Raw genomic sequence first — 22,429 nt, forward strand, 5'->3', positions numbered from 1 at the left:
CAAAAATTTCTAAACAGAAGCCATAAAGGTTTTCAACAGGTAACCGATACATTAGTTTCAATGTTTACTGAGTAACTAATTATTTTGCAGGAGGACAATTTATTTACACAAAATTATTGACGCTCCCAGTGGTATTGATCATACTCAAATAAAAAATATTCAAACAGATGGATTCATACTTTCTATCCTGCTAAAATTTCATAAAGTATATATAATTCCCATGTCGATATTTTGATTTTATAAAACTGTTCCAAAGTATAGAAAATCGTTTGTGTATTTTGATAAAACAATTTGTTGTTGATTTTCAGCTGGTTGATATCTTCTGGGACTGGATAGTCTTTTGCACCAAGTATCGTTCGTTCGAGCATCAAAGCTAGATGCATCATTAAATTGAACTTCATTTTAGCATTCAACTGAAGACTGAATCTTTTCTCGCACTTTTCTACTACATCTTCTACTTGCCGGATAATTACATCAGGGTTTAAAAATTCGAGTTTTTCAGATAAGCCTTCTTTTGAAAAGAAATGGATGAATTCGTTCGTTAATAATGGAACACTACTAGGATGAATTAGGTTTTTCAATTGTCTATTCAATTTATTCTCTGCATCTTCATCCAAAACATCAATTAGATTAATACTGGGAACCGGGGTTGTGTTATCCAGATAGGAAGTTGTCAAGATCAACGCCGTCTCTTTCAAATATCCTTCTTCCGAAGAAGCGCGTTCTAATGCGCTCACTAATTCTCCGTAATTTAATACGATTAGCTTAATATCAGGATTAAAGTATTTTTCACAGATCATTTTTATTTTCTTAGCAATATCACGACCAGATATACTGGAAATAATGACATTTTTTTCTACGGCAAAACCTTCAAAATACTGGATATTCGTTACAAAATCACTTTCTGCCGTTTTTGCAATCTCATAAAAAAGATTTCCATTGATTAGTTGCTGTCCAATCTCTAGTGCATAAGAGGTAGTTAAATTATTAATAACTAATAATTCTCCTAAAATTTGAGGCTTCAAGCTCTTATATAAATGAGTTAATGAGCCCATATCCACAAGCATGATCACTCCTTCAGATGTATCTCTTTCTGAAAGCCAATCATTAACTTTTGTGATAATATCTCTAGCAGAAGATGATAAAGGCATATTGATAGCATCAAAAACGTAATCTCCACACATTTTATTTGCCACAGCTTGAATACTACTAGCAGTCGCGTTTCCATGAGCTACTAGTAGTGCTTGGTAACGGATGTCTTCTGAGACCTTGCCGATCAGCATTACACCTAAGAAGAAAGTAACAAAGGGGCGAATTTCTAGAGGAAGCTCTCTTGTGAGATTAGTAGTTAAAAGTATAGTTCTAGGATACTGTTTTGATAGTAGATGTATTTTTTCTTTTAATTTTTTTTCTGGTAGTTTTCCTTTTAAGATTTGTAGTAACCTGCAAACAATTTCAAGGGGTTCTAGCGTCATCGCTTCATTGTCAATGATTCTACGATTTTGTTTTTGGATGCTTGTTTTCATACTTAAAGACAAACTATCATTTGACAAAGTCACTACATTTTCTAAGTATTGACTATCAAATTTTTGTAATTTTTCTTTTAATTCAGCAAATTCATTTATATCTAATATAGGCATCAGTCTCTCTGCAAAAATCTGGTATTCCTCAATAGATGGACTAGATGTAGAAGGGTAAGTTATTTTAACTGTTGTTTTCTTATCTTGACCTATAAATAATGTTTGACTATGAGGTGTCAGCCTTAATGCATCAGCACAACTCATCCTTACCTGATTTGATAAGCTTCCAATATTACCTGAAAGTTCTTGTGTTGTTAAGGCAAAAAAATTCTCGTTTGAAATAACTATATTCTTTTTTATTCGCTTTGCTTCTCTTTCAAACAAATATTTGACTAGCTCTATACGCTCAAATATTGGTCGTTCATGAAAAGCTGGTAATTCAACAATAACGGAAATACGTCGATAAAATGTCGGTAATAGTGCTTCTTCAGGCGTTTCAGTCGTTGCAAATAATAATCGAACATTCGAAGAAATCATTTCTGCTTCTTCGCCGATAGGCCGAAAATTCCCTGTATCCATAAATTGAAATAGTTTTTCCTGATTCTCGTGAGATAATCGATGTACTTCGTCTAAAAATAAAACACTATCATCAGCTTGCGCTAAAAGACCAACCTTTTCTTTTTCTGCTCCTGTAAAAGCACCTTTTGTGTGTCCGAATAGAATAGAAGATAATAACTCAGGGTTATTAGCGTAATCTGCACAATTGAAAACAAAGAAATTTTTTGTTCCTTTACACTTGTTTTCTTTAAGATATTTAAAAATTAAGTGTGCTAAAAAACTTTTTCCAACTCCACTTGCTCCATGCAAAAGAAGTGGTAATCCTAATGGTGGATACAATACCGCTGCCTTACACGTCTCAATTGCTCGTCTAGCACTGCCATTACTTCCAATATACTGAGCAAACGCGTCTTTCCCACCTTTGTTTTCTGATTCGGCAATTGACCAATACACTGGTTTTGTTCCGCTTTTTTGTATTTCATTTTGATCTAATAACTCATTCAAATATAAGCTTGTTGCTGAGCGACTTAATGAGATAGAATCAGCAATCTCCTGTGTCGTCAAAGTAGTTGCTTCAGATAATAAATTTAGTAACTGTTCTCTCGTTTCTTGTCGCATACTTAAACCTCCCTCATAAAAAATACAGTATATGATAAGAAATGGAAATGTCATATTTTCCAAAAAGCCTCACATCAGATGAAATATTAAAAAATCAAAACTACTGCAGTCAGAGTGCATCAAATCATACTCTTAGCTACAGTAGTTTTTCCTATGGGACACGGCTCTATTTATTTCGAATGTAGTAATTCAGATAATATCAAGGTGGCTGCTTCATTATCGGTTTTAGCTTGTAGAATCTCTGCTGCTTCATCGTCAACAAAATGATTCAACCAGATCGGACACCAGCCGGCTAATCTAGATGGAATAACATCATTTTGATAACTATCCCCTAAATAGTAAATTTTTGTTATCTTTTCTGGCAATTGTTTAGAAACTTTTCGAAAACAGCTTACACTTGGTTTTGCATCACCTAACTTTTCCGAAATAAATTGCCATCTCGGTTCGATAAAACGATCAAGATCTAATTGTTCTAATTTTCTTTGCTGTTGCTGAGTGAATCCATTTGTTATAATTCCACATAGAATTCCACTTTTTTTCAAAACATTTAAAAGCAAAGACATTTCGACTGACAAAGTCTGTTTGCTTTGACATAAATGATAGTAAGCATCTAATTCCGATAAATTGGTATTCTTCTTTAAATTTAATGTTTCCATCACTAGTAACCATCGTTCGTCTTTCTTTTTTGTAGCTAGTTTTCCTTCTTGATAAAACTTATAAATCTTTTCGCTATGACAGCGAAATTCATGATAAAGACGCTTTAAAAAAGGTTCTTCGAGGAAATAGTCAGGATAGTACTTTCGGATGGTACATTTGAAGGCACTATAATTGTCTAATAATGTATCATCAACATCGAAAAAAACAGCAATGTTTTCTAGCATATCCCTAACAGACCTAATATAATACCTAAAAACATAATACCAAACATTACTACATTTACGTTGACTTTTTTCCGTAATAACCAAAATGCAAATAACGTCACCGCTAATGGTACGATACCTATAAATAATTGATCAAGGTAATCTTGAATTTTCATCACTTCTTTGCTGCCTTCTACGCTCACCTCTAAGATGGTCTTGAATTTGACATTCGATGCTGTCATTGATCCCATCATCATTAAGCCCAACATACTTGAAGCTTTTGTCAAAATTTTCATTCCACCTGATTCATACATTCGTTGAATAAAACTGGCACCCACAGAATAACCGCTATACAGTGCATAATAGTGAATGAGAAAAGCCGGAATATTATAAATCAATAAAAATATGATTGCACCTAGCGGAGAACCGGTTGCTGCTAAAGAGATACCGATACCCGCTGCGATTACCCGTAAAATACCCCAGAAAAATGAATCACCAATACCTGATATTGGTCCCATTAATGATGCTTTAACAGCAGTGATTGAACTGGCGTCAAAATGTTCATCTTCACTATTTTGCTTTTCCATTGAAGCAACTAATCCCATGATGAAATTATTAATATGCATCGTTGCATTGAACCAAGTTGTATGGCGAACAATTGCCTCTGCACGTTCTTCTTTTGTTTGATAAAAACGATTGATAACTGGCAGCAGCGTATAGATGACGCCTACTGCGTGGTATTGCGTTGCTCCAGTACGACTGGCATTCATCGTCCATGAACGCCAAAAGACAGAACGCATCATTTTCTTTTCTTCTTTTGTCAAGTTTTCTTGGAATTTCATGCGAAAAAGTCCTCCTCTTCTTCTGCTTTTGTCATTAGCCCTTTATCGTGCCTATTACCATTTTTACCAGCCTCTCTAATTTCAATATCCCGCTGAGCGCTGACAACACAGATAACACCCCCAATCACAGCAACAGCCACTGCCGGAAGTTGTAAGTAAGCGGTTAGAACAAATCCAAGGATATAAAAAACAGCTAACTTATTGTCCCATAAGAGCTTCATCAACATGGCAAATCCAACAGCAGGCAACAACCCTCCAGCTGCACTAAGACCATTCATTAGACTCTGAGGGATATGTTCAACAAAGGAATTTACCGGACCACTCCCCGCTAAAATTCCAATGAAAGAAATAGATGCAATGATTAAATAATAGATCACCCATGTACCAAAATGCAGCGTAAGGATCATTTTTTGGTTATTTTCACGTGCAGCTTTATCTAAAGCTGGAGCAAAGATATTCATGAAAACATTTTTCAAAAACATAACGACAAATGCAGCTAACATACCAATTGGCACAGCGAGAGTCATTGCTGCTTTTTGTTCTACATTAGAAATGATGGCGAAAGTTGTAGCTAAAGTTGTGGCCGTTACTGGCTCTGCTGCTATCACTCCGCCAATATTTACATTTCCTAAAAATACGGCTTCCAAAGAGGCTCCCATCAAAATACCCGTTTTCATGTCCCCCATTAAAATACCTGTAACGAGACCTACTACTAATGGACGTTCCATCATACTTTGTCCAGTCAAATAGTTACCCGCAAAACAGATAAATACTGCTAAAGCTGCCATAGTTGCGTGCATTAACATATTTTATTCCTCCCTATTCTAATGCATCTTTTAAACTTAATTGCGGATTTGACGGCAACACCTGGTTGTAACTATTTACTCGATCTAACTTAGCTAATTCCTTTGCTGCAGCTAATTCATTAGGATTCAACTGCACACTAGGAAATATCATTTTTTTCGTTGATGGATCAGATTTATCAAATCTACCTGCGTTAGCAACATTGACTGTTTCTATGTTTTCCACATTTTGAGCTATTTTATTTGCATCGGATACGCTATTTACAATGACAAAAATTCGTTTGTCGGCTCCTCTTGGATCATTGAATATATTGATAGCATCATCCACCGAACGAATTAATAGTTTCATTCCGTTTGGTACAGCCATCTTCAATGTCATTTGCATGACCTCATTTTTTGCTGCTTCATCATTAGCAACCACTAATAATGGCGCATTTAATTCTTTCGTCCAAACTACAGCTACTTGACCATGGATTAGTCGATCGTCCACACGTATTTGAGTTATCATCCTTTTTTCCTCCTTATTTTGTATCAAATTACTATAATAGTTTCTTCTTACACTTTTGATTTAAAAAAATGTCTCTTCTGTAGGCAAATCTGTTGATACTAAACGAACCTGGCTTATCTCAATTGCTTCGTTTATACTTTCTTTTGTAAAGACTTCATTTTCCGGTGTGAGGACTAAAGATAATATAATTGCTAAATTACTATTAGAAATGACAAACAATTGATCTTTTTTTTGTTTTATCAGTTCTGCTACCACTGTTTGATTTACACTTCCGCCAAACAGATCGGTAAAGATAATTCCTTGTTCTCCTTCTTCGATAGAATCTATAAAGTTCGAAATGATGGGCGTATAGTCTTCATTTGTTAAATATGCATTAATGACTTCAAGTTCTGCTCCTTTATCAGCTAAAATCGCCATTGAATTTTGAAAACCGCTTGCCAGTCGCCCATGTGTTGCAACTAAAAATTTTTTTTTCATATTTTTCACCTCACTTTATATTAAGCAAATACTATGCCAAAAAAGAAAAGTATAAGAAAGTCCCATTTCTTGAGCTTTCTTATACTTTTCAAACTGTTTAAACAGTTTGATTTACTTCTAAACAGATGGTAATAGGTGACAGAAAGCTTGTTAGTAAATCTGCCTAAACCAGTAGTACTTTTCCTTTTAAGTTATAACGAACTTCGAACCTAATTAACTATACATATGCGTTTTCGCTAAGGTTAACTTTCATTCAATATATGAGAGAAAATCCTCTTTTCACAAAAATTTTAAGGTAAGACTACTAATAACCCAAAATGTAAAAAATAATTTTTTATCACTCCCGAAAGATGAATTTTTCAATTACAAAAAAACCACTTTTTTAAGTGGCTTTTGAACGGAAGCTCATTATCATCATACTTATAGGAGATGGTTTAGTGCTAGCAGAATAATGATAATGACAAGAGTACTATCACAAATACTTCTTAGAATAGTTTTCAAAAGGAAGATAGTTGTCAACGGTCTGTGATAGTGACTTAATTATGTCACAGTAATAGAAATAAAAATAGTTTGAAAATTTTACTGTTTTTAGAATTTTTTTAAATCTATAAATAAAAAATATTCTCTTAACGGTTATTATGGAACATGTTTTTGGCAAATACCTCTCTTAAGCAAGCGCTAAACTTACACTTCAAAGAGCTAAAATTCTCTCTCAATATTTTATTGAGACAGCTTTTCATAATGATTTCGTACTATCATTTTTCTTCTTTATTTACTTTATAAACGGCCTTTATTTATCTGCCTTGGTCTCCTGCTTTGAAAGTAATCAGCTTTCACTTAATTTTTAAGGATGTACTGCTTTCAGCAGGTTACTAAGGAAGAAAAAACAGTATTATCAATTAGCAATATGCCTAATTTCAATGGTAAACCAGAAATTTTATTTAACAATCAAAAGATATTATGAAAACACATATATTTTTGAAAAAGTATAATGATCCTATTTAAATACCATGAAGTATCCGGCATTTCTATCTATAGATGTGCTGATAGAATAAAAATCATATTTTAGAGAACTCACTTTACTCTTTACTAAATAAGTATAGTTAATTAAAATTTAATAATAAAAGGAGTTGGATTTATGAAAATAATAAAAAAAACCGTTGTAATCTTAATACCTCCCATTTTAAGTTTTTTTATTGCTTTTTTTGGTTTGTTTATTTCAAGCTATTTAGAGTCCATTTTTTATGAACAGTTATTTCCAAATTTACAAGGAAATCTATTTGTTAGCCTAATAATGGATGTATTCTTTTTTTTGATGATTAGTTTCCTTTTTATCCTTCTAACTAAAATAATTTATAAAGATATACGTATACTAGGTTTCTCCAAAAAGAATTTTTTTAAAAACTTTTTCTTTGGGTACCTTACTGGAGCTTTTATAATTACTTTTATTGTAGCTGGCTATGTCCTAGTCGGTGGTGCTGATTTTCAAGAGGTTTTTTCGAAATCTTCTTGGTCTAAATTACTAATAAGCATAGTGTTTTATCTAGCACAAGGATCACAAGAAGAAGTAATTAGCCGAGGTTTCGTATTAGGTGGAATTGCTAAAAAAACTAATCTTTTATGGGGAGTTATAGTAAGTAGTTTATTTTTTATGTTAATGCATCTTAGCAATACTGGAGGATTCACTCTAGAGTTATTAGATTATTTTTTGATCGGTATGGTTTGGGCTTTACTAAGAATTCTATTTTCTAACACCTGGGTAGCCGCAGCCTCTCATGGAGCCTATAACTTTTTTATGTCGGACTTTTTTGGTTTAGCAAACTCTCCAAAAGATAGCGAAGGCATACTTTTTCAAACTATCTACCATAGCTCAGTTGATTATATGAGTATAATTGTTTCATCTATTGTGTTGGTAATACTTATTATATTAGTATGGCGAAAAAGAAATATTCTTAATAAGCCACTAGAATTTGAGTGAAATGTTTAAAAACAGCAAAACTACAAAGTTAGACTGTTCAGCTAACTTTGTAGTTTTGCTGTTTTATTTCAAAATAGTTATATCCTATTAAGAATTTTTTAGCTAGTACTATACTTAGAGTTAACGATTATTACAAATTAATATTTTTTCTAAATATAAAATACTAGTCACATGTCTTGGAAATATTAGAAACAATATAGACTAAAACGTTGTATCTAAATTTGACTTATATAATACAATGTTGTATTATCTTTTTGGAAGCGCTTCTAAAAAAATCAAGAAAGAAGAGAGATTATGAATAAAAAATCAGTAATTATTAGTACCGATCCAGGCATAGATGATGCTGTTGCCCTTGCACTCGCATTATTCAGTGAGAATCTAGACGTGAAGTTAATTTGTCCCATTTTTGGAAATGTCGGCTTAGAATACACTAAACTCAATGTGGAAAAGTTACTAACACTATACAAAAAAAATCCTCGTGTTGTTTTAGGGAGTGCGCATCCCCTCCTAAAAAATGTGATCAATGCCAGTAATGTTCATGGAAAAACTGGAATGGATGGTTATCTATTCCCAGAACCAACTATTCACTGCGAACAATCATTAACAGCTGTATCGGCGATGCATGAAACTATTACCCAGGAAGAAAATAAAACGACAATAGTAGGCATAGGGCCGCTAACTGATATTGCTTTATACATCCATCTATATCCTCATGATTTAGATAAAATAGAAGAAATCGTTGTCATGGGTGGCAGCCTAGGAAGAGGAAATTATGGGGTATTATCTGAGTTTAATTTTGCTGCTGATCCGGAAGCTGCAAAAATTGTTTTTGATAGTGGTCTTCCCATTAGAGTTGCCCCCATGGAAGTAGGTCGTCAGGCAAAAATCATGCCGGAGGTTTCAAAAAAAATAAAGGATTTTGGAATAATAGGTAATATGTTTTATCAACTATTTTCAAAATATCGCAGTGGCAGTTTCGAAACAGGACTCAACATGTATGATAGTTTAGCTGTAGGTTTAATATTAAATCCAGATATGTTTGAGACTGTTAAAACAAGAGTTGAAATTGAAACAGTTGGTAAATTAACTACTGGTGCATCGTTAATTGATTTAAATGGGTATCTCAATCTCCCTGCTAATGCAGAGGTCGCTACCCACGTGGATCCAAATAAATTTGAAAAATGGTTCGTTGCTTCGATTGCTAAAACTTTTTAATAAAAGAAAGGTTGGGCTGTAAATGAATGTTTTATTGACTTGCTTCATTGGATTATTGGCCGTAGGAATCCTCGTTTATATGTTACTTAAAAAAAATGATATAAAGATGACTCTACTAATATTAGGTATACTACTGCTATATATTGCAATTTTAATAGGTGGACATTTAGAAATAAGTGAAAGTACTGGCACTTCTTTGTTAGATCCTTTTCAAGTTGTTGTTGACCAATTCACGAGTACGTTAGTAGGACCAGGCTTCGTTATATTGATTTTAGGAGGCTACAGCGCTTATATGAATCATATTGGCGCAAATAAAGTTACTGTACAAGCTTTAACAAAGCCTATTTCAAGGATTCGATCCATTTATTTCCTTATTCCCATCGTTTTTTTAATCGGAAATCTATTGTCATTAGTTATTCCAAGTGCTTCAAATTTAGCAATTATTCTGTTAGCAACTTTATATCCTGTTTTGCGATCTGCTGGAATGTCCAGATTAAGCGCAGCTGCAATTATTGGTACCTCAGCAACAATTGTACCAACACCATTGGGATCAGATAATGTAGCGATAGCATCTTTGCTAAATATCAATGTTACAGACTATGTGTTTAAAAATCATGCTATCGTTTCAGTGCCGACGTTACTAGCAATTGCTCTTGTACATTACTGGTGGCAAAAGCATGAAGATAAGAAGAGCAAAGAAACTTTATCTTATGAAGAAGAGCTAAACTTATATAGCTCCAGCAATTCTGATGAGGAGATCCAAGTTTCTTACTCAGGTATCAAAGCAATTGTCTATGGTATTTTGCCTTTACTACCGATTATCTTGCTTCTAATTGTGTTTATAGGAAATATTGTTTTAAATACCACGTTAAATATAAGTGTCCAGGTAGTCAGTTTAATTAGCTTTATGATTGCTGTTATCATAGAGTTCTTCAATCGTCGTTCAATAAATACCGTATTAAAAGAAACTAGTTACTTTTTTGAGGGTATGGGAAATGTGATGAATATCGTCGCATTATTAGTTTCTGCTCAAGTATTCGTTCAAGGCCTTACTTCGATTGGAATTATTGAGATTATACAAAAAACAATGGAAAATATTAATAGTGCAGGTATACTTTTACCGCTTGTAATGGTTGCTTTTACAGCTATTATTGTTTTACTTAGCGGTAGTGGAACAGCTTTACTATTTGCAATGATCCCTTTAATGATCCCTTTATCTAAAGCAGCTGGAATAGACCCTGTCGCTTTATCTATTCCAATGCAATTATCCGGCAACTTACTGAGAGCGGTTTCTCCAGTGGCTGCTGTGGTTTTGATTGTTGCTGGAACAACAAAATTGTCTCCCATGCAAATTGTACGCAGAACTTCTGTCCCAATGGTATTCGGAGTAATTTTATCACTAATACTATCTATCTTATTTTTTCAATAGACCAATGACTTTAGATAAAAGATTAGCCACAGTAAAAGACTATTTACAGATTAAAGCTCTTATTGCTGATGGAAAGCGACAAATGATAACAAATGGTATCAATCAATGGACTAATGTTTATCCTAGTTCTGGGACAGTCTTGAAGGATATTACAGAGCAACAATTATGGATTTACGGTCATCCTATTTATGGCTGCGTAACTCTTACAACAAGCGATTGTTCGTTATTGATCCAACGTCTAGTTGTTCATTCCTGTTACCAACGAAAAGGCATAGCTCGTATGATTTTAAAAGACATTATCACAAAGGAAAAAATCAGGCCCACTGTTCATAATATTAAATTAATTACGAATCATTCTAATTTTCCTATGCAAAATTTAGTTAAGGATCTAGGATTCCATTCTAAAAGAGCTTATATAATTCCTGGACGTGAACATTTTGGTGATTTCATTGAATTTATCTATCCTCTTTACTAAGTAAACAAGTAATATGTTAAAATTAATTATATACTTATGCGAGGAATGGTGAAATATGCATCGTACGCCAAAATATGTCCAAGTTTATAACCAAATTTTATTAATGATCAAACGTTCTCAGTTTCTTCCTGGTTCAAAATTGCCATCGGAAGAAAGATTGACTAGTGATTTTAATGTTAGTAGAGTGACATTAAGGACTGCATTATCTTTATTAAAAGAGGATGGAATCATTACTAGTATTCATGGTCAAGGCCATTTTGTTAATTTTACACACGCCCAAAAAAGCAAACAAGGTCTTCGCTCATTAAGTTGTCCTCTTTTAGAGAGTTTGACAGTTCCTATAGAACAAATTTCAAAAAAAGATGCTTACTATTTTAAGAATCCTAGTAGTATTTTTACAGATAAATTATTTGAAGTGAAAGATATTTCCTATTTCACTTTAAATGTATGGTATGTACTGGGCAATTCAAATATAGCAAATATTTTTTCTATTTTATTACCAGAGACAATTGAAAAATTCAACCTAAATCTAGAAGATAAAAATCAAATTATCCAATTTCTAGAAAAAGACATTTATGAAGATGTGAGTAATTCAAAGTTAACTATTACTATTTCTTCAAGAAATCCCGATAGTTTTAGAAGAGGGTTTGCTGAAGGCGAAAAACTGGTTTTGATGACTGAAGACTTGTATTCAAACACCGGAAAGGTATTGGCCCAGAATAAATATTATATTGCAGAAAGTTTTTTCAGAACATCTCTAGTCAGATATCGTGACATTCATTGAACATAAGGCTTGAATCTGCATCTATTGAAATCTATATCTAATTAAAAATTCTCCCTCCTAAGTTAATAGTTAAACTAACTTTTGAGAGGGAGAATTGTATCTATTACTTTTTGACAATATAAAACAGGATAGTGAATTTTCTCTAACTATGAAATCCAAGGTTATGTATCACTAACCTTTTCAGTAACAATGTAAGTAAGATAAAGGTTTATACTATTTTAAAATATAAATGCAATTCATAATTAATTTTCTTTTATTTGTTTCTCCCATAACTGTTTTGCTACAGGGATATTGCCTAATTCCGTCATGTTAGAAGGTAATATAATTGTATTTGTTTGACTAGAAACTACCTCTTTAAATGCTTCTATTCCTAAATAAGATAAGGATGTCTCATCGAGTTGACTATTTTTGATTGCTTCATTTAAGATTATTATTCTTTTTTTCTCTGCTTCAGTAATTTTTTCAATACGATCAGCTTCTGCCTCTGCGTCAATACGAATACGCTTTGCTCTTGCTTCTGCGTCAATTTGGGTTTGTTGTGCCCTTGCTTGTGCATCAATGGTCATTTTAGATGCATTAGCTTCAGCATTAAGTACCGCAGATGATTTCTCACCTTCTGCACGAGTAATCATTGATTCTTTGTCTCTTGAAGCTGTTATCAATTTGTTCATTGATTCAACAATTTCTTTAGATACTTTTATTTCCCCAATATTAATTCGATCGATTGCCAAACCATAGCCAGAAGTAATATCTTTAATTGAAGCAAACAAAGAGGCGTTAATTTCTTCAGTACCATTCAATACTTCATTTAGCTCCATTTTCCCGATAATTCCACGCAAATTCGATTGCGCATCTTGGATCATTGATACTACGGAATTTTCATTATCATAAACAAATGCTCGTACATCTGTAACATGATATTTGATAGCTTCGTCAATCTCAACCATTACATTATCTTTTGTAATAGCACTTTGAGGTTCTATTTCTAAAGGAATCTGTTTTAGCGATACTCTTTCTCGAACAGTATATAGTACTGGAATAAGAAAATGTAATCCTGGTTCCAGAATTTTCACATATTTCCCAAAACTTTCTACTACTTTTACTTCCCCTTGACGTACAACGACTGCCGTACTAGTCAATAACCATATAAGAAAAGCTGCAACAATTACTCCAACGATTATTTTCACAACCAACATTCTATATACCCTCTTCCATTTTCAAATAAACTATTATTCACTCTTGTAAGAAGCACACCGGACTGAACACCTATGATTTCTAGCATAGCATCTTTTTCAGGGACCCCTTCTATTACACGGTATTCTGTATAAGTACCATAGATACGAACAATTCCTAAAAATTGATTAGTAGCTGATCGAAAGTACTTTCCAATAACCTTGTTTTCTAAATAATATGTCATACTCTCCTCCTTTTCCTTTATTATATATCAAATACCTCCCAAAACTTATTTTTCTTATATAAATATTTTATTTAAAAATCTATATTATTAGGCTTAGGATTAAAATGAATAAGAAAGTAAAAAAGATGTTACTTTATATTTTTTAACTTGGTGCGACAATAAATGTCCACGTTAGTTCCCCTTCATACATGCCAATTTTATCTGAAGGATGTAAAGATAGATACATGTGTTTATCTAAACTAAATTCCTTATTACCTTTTCCTTCCGCAACTATTTGGTCTTGAGCATTAATAGTTATTTTTTTATTTCCCTTATTAAAGAGTATACGATTAAAAAGCTGCTCTTTTTTTTCATTTATTAATCGCTGATCCTCTTTCACTGATAGCTTCCATGTACTATCTTTAAGTAAACTGTTATCTGTTATATCTATACTTTGTGAGTCACTGGCAGTAATCAATTTGTCGACAGGAGGAATCTCTTGTTTCCCGAAATTAATAGCATTAGGAATTGAAATAGAAGGTCCCACATATTTTACAACTGTACTATTTTCGGAATATAACCCATCTATACTAGCCACTACATCTATTACTGTACCTGCTTTTTGTCTAGGGATAGATAATTGATAAATCCCATTACCGTCAACTTTTCCACTAGTTATTAAGCGATTATTAATCTTTGCTTCTATATGTGCATTCGGTTCTGCCGTACCCTTAACCTCAGTACTTTCATTTGTCAGTTCTTCTATAGTAGTTGGAGCTATCTCTTTTCTTTTCACATAGTCTCCTCCAGCTATTGTCCCGACATCCCCTGAATCAAAACTTTTTTGAAAATCTATGTTGTTAGATATCACGTTTGTAGTATGCTGAGCAGGCACGTACGTATCTAAAATAAATGAAGCCGTCAAAGGGCCTTTATAGGTTTTATCAGGATCTTCCGATAAAGAACTACCTACCTTCCAAGTATCTATTCCTTTAGAAGAAGAGAGACTTACTGAAGTTTTTTGCGTCCAAGCGCCTAAAGCGTTTCCTTTCCTGTTAGAAATCAAGAAATTAGAACCCTTTAATAACTCTAGCTTATTCCCTGTTTGTACCGTTGATTGATACCCTTCAGAAGTAACTTCCAAATTAGCTTGTTTTTTTACCACGATGCTACCATTACATAGCAGAATAGCTTCTTCATCTGTACCTTTTGAATATGCCTTTAGCGTAGCTCCTTCTTGTAAATTCATTTCTCCACCAGTAGCATCACTTCTAATAGCAGAATTAGTTTGGGAACTTATTTGCACATTGCCAGCAATGTTGATGGCTCCATTAGGCTTATACATGTACAAACCTAGTCCCGTAGCATTCATGATTAAATTTGAACCTTCTTCTATATTGATTCCGTCTCCTGTATAGATAGCATTAGCGCCAGAAGTATCATTAAAATAAACGTTTGCTTGCTTGTTTATGTTTATGTGCTTTCCCTGAAATACTTCTTCCGCAGTTGCCGCAGCCTCTATTTCTCCCTCTAAATTAGCTGTTCCAGCACTTAGATAAATAAACTGATAACCTGTTGAAGAAACATTAGTATAATCTACTGTGACACCAGGATATTCTGACCAAAATAAAGGATAAATAGGTTGATTGGTTAATTTAATATCGCTGATTTTACAATTAGCATTTTTTAAAGCTATGCCAATGCTTTGAAAATTCATGTCAATAATATGACCATTTCCGCAAATGTCCTTATTACTAGAAAAGTTAAACGACTCAAGTATCTTAATATCTTTATCCAAATAAATCGTACGAATATTTTTATTCAACAAAGCATCTTTGAATTCTTTATAATTACTTACTTTCACACTAGAATTTTCTTTTGAATCTTTAATACTCTCGCTATCGTCTGAAGGCATAGATTCACGACTATCCGATTTTTCAGAGTTTTGTTTTCCTTCTACTTTATTAATAGACTCTGAAGTTGGATCAGTCTCCTCTTTAGAGCCGCTTATTGTTTTGTTATTATTGGAATCTGATATTTCATTCTGGTTATTATCAGAATTTACTACTTGTTCTTTACCTTTCTTAGTTGGAAAGGAGGAATCTGAAATAGAAGAGTCGGGCTGGATATCTTCAGAACATACTATTATTGGTTCCATAACACAGATAAGTGTCAGCATAAAAACAATAGATATACCTAATAAAAACTCTTTTTTTAGTAAATGCCACATGTTTTCCCTCCGTTTTTCCTCATCCAGCCCACCCTTATTTTAATTTGGCGCATCTTCAAAATTCCATTTTAATATACCACTGTAGATGCCTACGTTATCCGAAGGCTGTAGTTTCAAATGCAGTTTATCAGATAGATCGACTTTTGCATTCCCGCTATCTTGCCAAATAATTTGTTCCGTAGAATTTAGATGAACTTCTTTTCCTTCATACGTAGTAAAAGACAATCGGTCATTAAGTTTGTTACCTTGGCTATTCATTAATGGGGTTTCTTCAGACAGTTTAATGGTCCATAAGCTCTTATCTAATTTGCTATTGTCTTCTACTTTAAAAATATTTCCTTCTTCTAGCGAAGAAACAGTATTCATGGATGGTATTTCTTTCACCCCAAAATTAATATCTTCAGGAAGTGTGAGTTGGGGACTTGGTTCTGTTTGAATCGTTCTTACTTCCTCTTGAGAAACACGGCCTTCTTCATCTTTTAAATAAAATGAGACTTGTTGACCCAACCATTTTTCTGGTGCTTTAAAATGGAAAGTACGATTCTTTACTGTTTTAGCCGCTTCAGAATATTTTTCCAAAGTTATTTCTTCTTTCCCACATTTAGCCATCAAATAAATCTTTTCGTTAGCTTTATGTGAAAAATTAAACGTAATTTCTCTATCTTTAGTGAAGCGAGATACGTATAAGGGATCTTCTTTATCTAGTAATTCAAATTGTATTGGCTCGCCTTTCTTATACCTATGAACAATCGTCTGTTCATCTGGTAAATAAAACCCTACATCTTCCTTCTCATTTTTTATAGGATAATAATCTTTTATTTCAGGATAATCTTTTGAAACATCATATGGAGTTGTGATGATTCCCTCTTTGACTAAAGGCGATTGTAAGATATTATCTTTCTCATCAAGAAAAGGAATGATTATTTTACCTTTGTAATTTACAGAACTTTTCCCTGATTGTTCTCCTAGTGGTTGATCATTGAGCAATGTCTTTATGTCGAATGATAATGGTAACTTTTCATCTTTAAGCAGACCGATGTCTACAGGATAATCCATTCCTTTCCAGTTTAGTTTAATATCATATAGCAGTACCGTGTCATATAAACGTTTGTCATTTAAATTGTTTATCACTAAAGCGACATTACCGTTTGGTTCATTGCTTATTTTAAACAAGTCTGTTAAATCATCACCATTGAGATTAGTTACTTTTGCTTCCTTAAAAGAATATTGATGGGTAGAATAAATTTTTTGTAAATTAAAACATAACTCCATCGATTTATTTTTTTCCCATTTTTCTATATTAGGAATCGTTTGCTGTGCTCTTAAATAAATGTCCTGATTTGCTTTCTCAAATGAAGAATCTACTCCGTAAGCTACAGGAAACTCTGGTTCAGCTAAGAAATCTGTTCTGTACTTTATCGAAGAAGTAGTTGAATCATTATTATGGATGACAAATTTTACGTTAGAAATTGGTTTTGTTGTTAGTTCCAAATCTTGTCTCGGATCAACTGCCCAAGCTCCTCCTCCTGTTGGGTTTTTAAAATATACCCAATAGTCATCTGGCCCTCCATCCCAAACATCATATAGAATATTCGTGGGATTATTAGCATACAGCCCTTTAATCAAAGTTGCAGGAGACAAAAAACCGATATATTTGTTTTGATTTAAGCCACTATAATTAAATGCAGTTTCCAATGTCAGAGGCTGATTATCCTCATCTAAAAAATCATAGGTTACAATCATTTCTCCGTAAATATAAATTCTTAAAAAATCATCTTTGGTTAAATAAATAGATCCCCCATTTAAGTTTCCTCTATTTCTTTCCAAAGTTATTAGTAAATTTACTTTTTTTCCTTTATAAAACCCTACATTTTTTACTAATGCTTTACTTTTATTAGTGTTACGATTAACTTCTATAAAGCTTGTATTAGCTATCCCTTCTATTGGCTCTACTGAAAGATCATCACTGTAGTGCATAATAAAAGTATTGTCAGCCGGTGTTTTTACCTCGTTTGCCCAGTGAAAATACCCCAACCCAGTTAAAGAATGTGGCGCAGCATCTACTTTTTTAGAGGTAAAAATTAAAATAACGCTAAAAATAAGAAATAGTAATATTAAATTTTTACTTCTTTTCATTTTTTCTCCACGTCCCATTGTGTTTTTTTAAATAGTAAAATAACGCAACACTTAATACTAAACTTATACCTATTAGACTGCTAAAAAAGTTTTGTTTATCATTTGTTTTAGGTAACAATTGGTTATATTCTTTTGGCGCAATCTGATCTAGCTTATCAGGTACAACTATTCTTTTCATAGGTACTACCTTATTAGTAGACTGGTAAAAAGTAATTCCTACTCTACTAGTTGTTTGATCATCAGCTGATGCAGACACTGGGATTGCTGCCCCAATCAGCAATCCCAGACAAATAATTGTTAAAATTTTTTTCATTTTTGTCTCCTTTCTACATCTTTTATACAATCATTTTTATAGAAAGTTATCCAAATCATCTATTATATATATGAATTATTCACACATTTTTTAAGATCGTTTCCCCACTTCATAATCTTAAAAAATGATTCGAATACTTTTATGGATTTTTTCGTCGTAACTTAGTAATATACCCAATTAAACTGATGATAATGATCAAACAAAGAACTAAAAGAATATAGAATAAAGAATGATCATTATTTTCTTTATTTACTTCCACTGCATCTTTGTTGAGCGTTTCGTCCTCTCCTTTGATTACGAATTCTTTATAGAGTGTCCATTTTTTACCTGAATCATCTTTTAACTGAATACTTAATTCATAGGTTCCTTTTTTCAGTGGCTCATTATTCAAATTAAAAGGAATCTGAAATTGTGTGCGTGGTGCAAAAGACACTTTTTGGTTGAATTCATGTAACGCTTCTTTTTCCCCTTTTTTCTTGATAACTGCATGTAGATCCATTTTGCTTTTAAGCACAGGCTCTGAATTTTCTAAATTGGCAAAAAGAGTCAAATAGCCATTCTCTAATCCGGGTTTAACCTTCGTTAAAGCAAATCCTGGTTCCACTTTTTTATCTGAACAAACCAGCTTTACACCGATTGTATATGCAAACTTATTCTTTAGACTAAAACCTTCATTTTTTTCTTCTTTTCCTTTTGTATCTTCATAGCAATAAAATCCTCCTAAAATGGTTCCTTCAAAACCTTTCTCTGGGATTTTCAATTGAAAGGTCACATCACGTTCCTCAGAAGGTTTCAATGTGATCGTCTGTGATTTAGAAATTAAATCTTGGAATACAGGTTTTCCCAATAACTTAGCCTCATGGTTAGAATAATCGATTGCTCCATTTTTATTAGTACAAGCATTATTGGCCTCTACCACTACTTTTATTTGTTTGGCAGTAGTGTTTTTCAATTTTAGTGATAAATCTTGTGTGGCGCCAGGTGTCACCTTTAGATCATAATAACTTGCTTCTGACTGCTGGTTATCTGGTAAAATGGCTTGTGCATCAAAAGATACCTTGTTTGAATCTGCGAATATGTTTGTAGACAAATAGAATAAAGCAAAGAATACTATACCAACAAAAAAGAGGGGAAAGCTTCTTCCCCACCCTTTTTGGACATTATGCTGGAGCATCAGACAACACCCAAGTCAAATCAGCTGTATAGCTTTGTGCTTCTACTCCAGCTCGTGGTACATGAAGCTTCACGCTTTCATTATGTCCATCTTCTCCTTCAAAAACTGCAGCAAAAGCTCCAGCTCCCTGTCCTTCTTTAGCATGCATCACATCTTGATAAGCTTCATTTAAATCAAATGTTTGATTGGCTAATTTAGGAGCTTCAGAAGTATTGTCTTTAGTTACTACCCGGCCATTTGTCAAAGACATCTTCGCTCCAGTTAGCTCTTTCCCATTTTCTCCAATAAATGGAGAAATGGTAACTCCCAATGTCCAGCCTTTTGCTCCTCCACGAGTATCGTTTACTTGTACATGCGGTTTTTTATTCAATGCATAGTAATCCGTATCTCCCTGTTGGATTTCTTGTTGGCCAAATGTGATATTAGATGCAAAGGGGATCGATAAAGAACCAACGTCTCCTGTACTTGGGTCATCATCGTGTGTGTCATCTGGCACAACTGGTGTGACATCTGTTCCAGATCCCTCCGTCAAAGTAACGTCTGTCTTATTAGTTGTCCCTGATATCATATCTGCAGAAACCATACTTCCCGAAGCAGTTACTGCTAACAAACCTAACGCAGCAGTTGTGATCATTGTTTTCTTCATTTTATAATTCCTCCTAAATAATAATAGATCTAATTTGATCCAAAATAATTTTGACACGTCCAGTACTTTTTATCTAGTTCAACTATTTTCCCAAATAAAGAAAAAAATTAGAAAACAAATGAGATAATTCAATCAAAAAGGGACTGTGACATGTAGTGTCACAGTCCCTTTTTCCGAATAAACGTTGTTCTCTTGCCAACTCCTCGGTCACAAGTCACAATATTCATCAAACATGAGAAGCTGTTTTTTGAAATTGTTCCTTGTGACTCGAAGATGAACGGGAGGCTCACGACCTCTTGGAAAACGGTGTTCAAAAGCTTGCATCTGCGGTAATAAGTCCAGCCAAGTTAAAAACATAAGAAGCTATTTTTACTTAGCTGTTCTTATTACTTGATGCAGGACAGTTTTTTCACAACCTCTCAATAAATGGTGTTCAATCAGCTGTCCCTCGGTATTAGCTCAAAAACGGCAAAATATGAAAAACTATTTTTCCGTTTGTTTCTCTAATACTCAGGACAAAACGCTGATTTCACAACCTCTTTTTCTTTTTTCAATTGATAAATCGTTTTCTCGAACAAACGCCAGTTTCTTTCGGTAGGTATATTTTTCATTAACAGTAATGGCGTTTTTCCAGTGTCGATGTAGTAATTAGAAATAACCAAATCTACTTCAGTTATATTTGTCCTGTAATCATAAAAAGCAAAAACATAAGAATGCCCAAAATACAGATTAATTTTATTCATTAACCATAACCGATGCGTATGGTGTAAATCATCTTGTATTAAAATCTTAATCGGTTTAACATTTGTTAAAAATAAATCATAATAATCTAACACATAATAATAATCCAAAAATAATTGTGCCCAGTTTTCTAATTTCTTTGATACATCCAAATCCGCATTTGCTTGTAATTCTTTTTTGAGTTTTTCCATTATGTGATAAGTTCGAGGTTCTTCTTCTTTCATTTCTTCGATATACGAACGATTAAAAAAAAGATCTGGATTACCATAAAATAGATAACTTCTTTCATGAAACGCAATAAAATTGAATATGAGTTCTGGATCCTTTATATCTAAAGAAAAACGGAACATGCTTTGTAAAACTTTCTCCAAATTCTCAACTGCTCGATAAGAACAAGTATTTTGTCGCTGATGTGCATATGCATGACTATTTTCATATATTGCATTTCCATCAATTACTCCAAAAGAATAAATTATTCGATAAAGGAAACACAATTCATCGCTGTTAAAAGAAAGATTGATTTGTTTTGACCACTTCTTCAAAAGATTAAAATGCGGATCATCTGAGATAACTGATTTATATTCATTATCTACTCGTACTTTTCTAAATGAACTTCTTTCTATATTAATGGCTAACCAAAAAGAAAATACACGTTTTTGAAAAATAGTTAACGTAATATCATAAATCCCCTCAAAAGCAACTATATACTTCTCTATTTCCTTTTGTTCGATATGAAATGGCCACCTATCACTACTTTCACGTGTAGAATTCCAATAGAAATAATAAAAAAAGCTACGAATGTTTGCCTCTGATGCATTCAATTCTAACTGAAATGGATGAAATGTTATATGATAACGCCTAAAATATGGAATTAAGAGCTTCGCATATCTGAAGACAGTAGATACACTAGTAAATTGCTCTTTAGCAAAATCATTTAGAACACTTCTAGGATATTTATACATAAAATCAATCAAATGATAATTATAGGAAGCTTTATAAAAATGAAGATAAATATTATAAATAGGAAAATCTTTCTCTTTTTTTATGAAAAAGCGTTTATTATCTCCATTTTTCAGAAGGATATTACCATTATATTGCTTAAATAAATCCTCTAGTTCTTCTATATAGTGTAAGACTGACTTCTCCGTAACATTAAGTAAATTTCTAAGTTCTTCCATTGCACACCAATTGTCTTTTTCTAACAAATAATCTAATAAAACTACTTTTTTGAAAGATGTTTTAGTTAAAAAAGTTTGCATCATTTCACCTCAATAAGTTACTTTTGTTTATTTTAATCAAAGAATAAACTTCTCTCGTTCGACTATAACTGATCGAACAAAAGAAGCCTTTTAATAAATATAATCTCACTTACATACATAGGCTAGTTATTTGCTTCTAGCTTATGATAAGTATATAAACGGATATCGATTTCATAATTGTTTTATCTTAAACATCATAGCTGTAATTGTTTTTATTTTTACATGAAGAATTATTATAATCTAGTTTAATTTTTTTCTGAAATATAGAATAAAAATAAAAACATCTTTTCATTTTGAGTTATTAATGGAGATGTAAATGATTAACAATATGTAATTTAATTTTTGATAAAGTCCATATAATTGTGTAAAAGATAAAAGGCCATGTAACAGCCCTTTTACGGTACAATGTTTTTAACCACAAAAACATACCCAGGAGGACGTTACATGACCCAAGTACATTTTACACT

19 protein-coding genes are annotated in these 22,429 nt (G+C 32.9%); 5 read left to right on the forward strand and 14 right to left on the reverse strand.

Features of this window, described 5'->3' with window-relative positions; genetic code table 11:
* Positions 1–182: 182 nt before the first annotated feature.
* The 6 genes from OZ002_RS12045 to OZ002_RS12070 form a co-directional block, all read right to left on the reverse strand.
* Positions 183–2,696, reverse strand: coding sequence for a sigma 54-interacting transcriptional regulator (locus tag OZ002_RS12045; protein ID WP_156249050.1), 2,514 nt, complete (start codon positions 2,694–2,696; stop codon positions 183–185).
* Positions 2,697–2,866: 170 nt separating this feature from the next.
* Positions 2,867–3,577 carry an HAD family hydrolase gene (locus tag OZ002_RS12050; protein WP_002306988.1) on the reverse strand — a complete coding sequence of 237 codons (711 nt, stop codon included), beginning with the start codon at positions 3,575–3,577 and terminating at the stop codon, positions 2,867–2,869.
* The gene (locus OZ002_RS12055) at positions 3,571–4,398 is read right to left on the reverse strand and encodes a PTS system mannose/fructose/sorbose family transporter subunit IID (protein WP_002306989.1); all 828 of its coding nucleotides are present in this window, start codon (positions 4,396–4,398) and stop codon (positions 3,571–3,573) included. The genes OZ002_RS12050 and OZ002_RS12055 overlap by 7 nt, the downstream gene beginning before the upstream one ends.
* Positions 4,395–5,204 (reverse strand): PTS mannose/fructose/sorbose/N-acetylgalactosamine transporter subunit IIC, encoded by an 810-nt coding sequence (locus OZ002_RS12060; RefSeq protein ID WP_002331056.1) that lies wholly within the window; start codon positions 5,202–5,204, stop codon positions 4,395–4,397. The genes OZ002_RS12055 and OZ002_RS12060 overlap by 4 nt, the downstream gene beginning before the upstream one ends.
* Before the next feature lie 13 nt (positions 5,205–5,217).
* Positions 5,218–5,709 carry a PTS system mannose/fructose/N-acetylgalactosamine-transporter subunit IIB gene (locus OZ002_RS12065; RefSeq protein ID WP_002306991.1) on the reverse strand — a complete coding sequence of 164 codons (492 nt, stop codon included), beginning with the start codon at positions 5,707–5,709 and terminating at the stop codon, positions 5,218–5,220.
* A 60-nt stretch (positions 5,710–5,769) separates the two neighbouring features.
* Positions 5,770–6,186 carry a PTS mannose transporter subunit IIA gene (locus tag OZ002_RS12070; RefSeq protein ID WP_002306992.1) on the reverse strand — a complete coding sequence of 139 codons (417 nt, stop codon included), beginning with the start codon at positions 6,184–6,186 and terminating at the stop codon, positions 5,770–5,772.
* Positions 6,187–7,324: 1,138 nt separating this feature from the next.
* Between OZ002_RS12070 and OZ002_RS12075 the strand changes: the two genes are divergently transcribed.
* From OZ002_RS12075 to OZ002_RS12095, 5 genes are all read left to right on the forward strand, one after another.
* The gene (locus tag OZ002_RS12075; protein WP_002337777.1) at positions 7,325–8,164 is read left to right on the forward strand and encodes a CPBP family intramembrane glutamic endopeptidase; all 840 of its coding nucleotides are present in this window, start codon (positions 7,325–7,327) and stop codon (positions 8,162–8,164) included.
* A gap of 294 nt (positions 8,165–8,458) precedes the next feature.
* A complete protein-coding gene (locus OZ002_RS12080; protein ID WP_002299844.1) occupies positions 8,459–9,379 on the forward strand; it encodes a nucleoside hydrolase in 921 nt (306 codons plus the stop codon).
* Positions 9,380–9,401: 22 nt separating this feature from the next.
* Positions 9,402–10,808: a C4-dicarboxylate transporter DcuC gene (dcuC, locus tag OZ002_RS12085; RefSeq protein ID WP_002299846.1), complete on the forward strand. Its 1,407-nt coding sequence runs from the start codon at positions 9,402–9,404 to the stop codon at positions 10,806–10,808.
* A gap of 4 nt (positions 10,809–10,812) precedes the next feature.
* On the forward strand, positions 10,813–11,283 hold the full coding sequence (locus tag OZ002_RS12090) for a GNAT family N-acetyltransferase (protein ID WP_002299847.1): 471 nt from the start codon (positions 10,813–10,815) through the stop codon (positions 11,281–11,283).
* A 55-nt stretch (positions 11,284–11,338) separates the two neighbouring features.
* Positions 11,339–12,067 carry a GntR family transcriptional regulator gene (locus OZ002_RS12095; protein ID WP_156249051.1) on the forward strand — a complete coding sequence of 243 codons (729 nt, stop codon included), beginning with the start codon at positions 11,339–11,341 and terminating at the stop codon, positions 12,065–12,067.
* A 242-nt stretch (positions 12,068–12,309) separates the two neighbouring features.
* Here OZ002_RS12095 and OZ002_RS12100 read toward each other — a convergent pair whose 3' ends face one another.
* The 8 genes from OZ002_RS12100 to OZ002_RS12135 all read right to left on the reverse strand — a co-directional run bounded on the left by OZ002_RS12100 (position 12,310) and on the right by OZ002_RS12135 (position 21,962).
* Positions 12,310–13,263: an SPFH domain-containing protein gene (locus OZ002_RS12100; RefSeq protein WP_002331890.1), complete on the reverse strand. Its 954-nt coding sequence runs from the start codon at positions 13,261–13,263 to the stop codon at positions 12,310–12,312.
* Positions 13,251–13,484: a hypothetical protein gene (locus tag OZ002_RS12105; protein ID WP_002306996.1), complete on the reverse strand. Its 234-nt coding sequence runs from the start codon at positions 13,482–13,484 to the stop codon at positions 13,251–13,253. Before OZ002_RS12105 ends, OZ002_RS12100 begins: the two co-directional genes overlap by 13 nt.
* A gap of 142 nt (positions 13,485–13,626) precedes the next feature.
* Positions 13,627–15,693 carry a pectate lyase-like adhesive domain-containing protein gene (locus OZ002_RS12110; RefSeq protein WP_125179035.1) on the reverse strand — a complete coding sequence of 689 codons (2,067 nt, stop codon included), beginning with the start codon at positions 15,691–15,693 and terminating at the stop codon, positions 13,627–13,629.
* Positions 15,694–15,732: 39 nt separating this feature from the next.
* Complete coding sequence (locus OZ002_RS12115) at positions 15,733–17,829, reverse strand: hypothetical protein (protein ID WP_156249052.1); 2,097 nt, start codon at positions 17,827–17,829, stop codon at positions 15,733–15,735.
* The gene (locus tag OZ002_RS12120) at positions 17,816–18,142 is read right to left on the reverse strand and encodes an LPXTG cell wall anchor domain-containing protein (protein WP_125179036.1); all 327 of its coding nucleotides are present in this window, start codon (positions 18,140–18,142) and stop codon (positions 17,816–17,818) included. Before OZ002_RS12120 ends, OZ002_RS12115 begins: the two co-directional genes overlap by 14 nt.
* Before the next feature lie 139 nt (positions 18,143–18,281).
* Positions 18,282–19,316, reverse strand: coding sequence for a DUF916 and DUF3324 domain-containing protein (locus OZ002_RS12125; protein WP_086312667.1), 1,035 nt, complete (start codon positions 19,314–19,316; stop codon positions 18,282–18,284).
* Complete coding sequence (locus OZ002_RS12130) at positions 19,303–19,962, reverse strand: WxL domain-containing protein (RefSeq protein ID WP_025476776.1); 660 nt, start codon at positions 19,960–19,962, stop codon at positions 19,303–19,305. Before OZ002_RS12130 ends, OZ002_RS12125 begins: the two co-directional genes overlap by 14 nt.
* Positions 19,963–20,465: 503 nt before the next feature.
* A complete protein-coding gene (locus OZ002_RS12135; RefSeq protein WP_156249053.1) occupies positions 20,466–21,962 on the reverse strand; it encodes a helix-turn-helix domain-containing protein in 1,497 nt (498 codons plus the stop codon).
* Positions 21,963–22,429: the final 467 nt, after the last annotated feature.

It is taken from the genome of Enterococcus sp. E4-150 (assembly GCF_035726465.1).
GTDB classification, from domain to species: domain Bacteria; phylum Bacillota; class Bacilli; order Lactobacillales; family Enterococcaceae; genus Enterococcus_B; species Enterococcus_B faecium.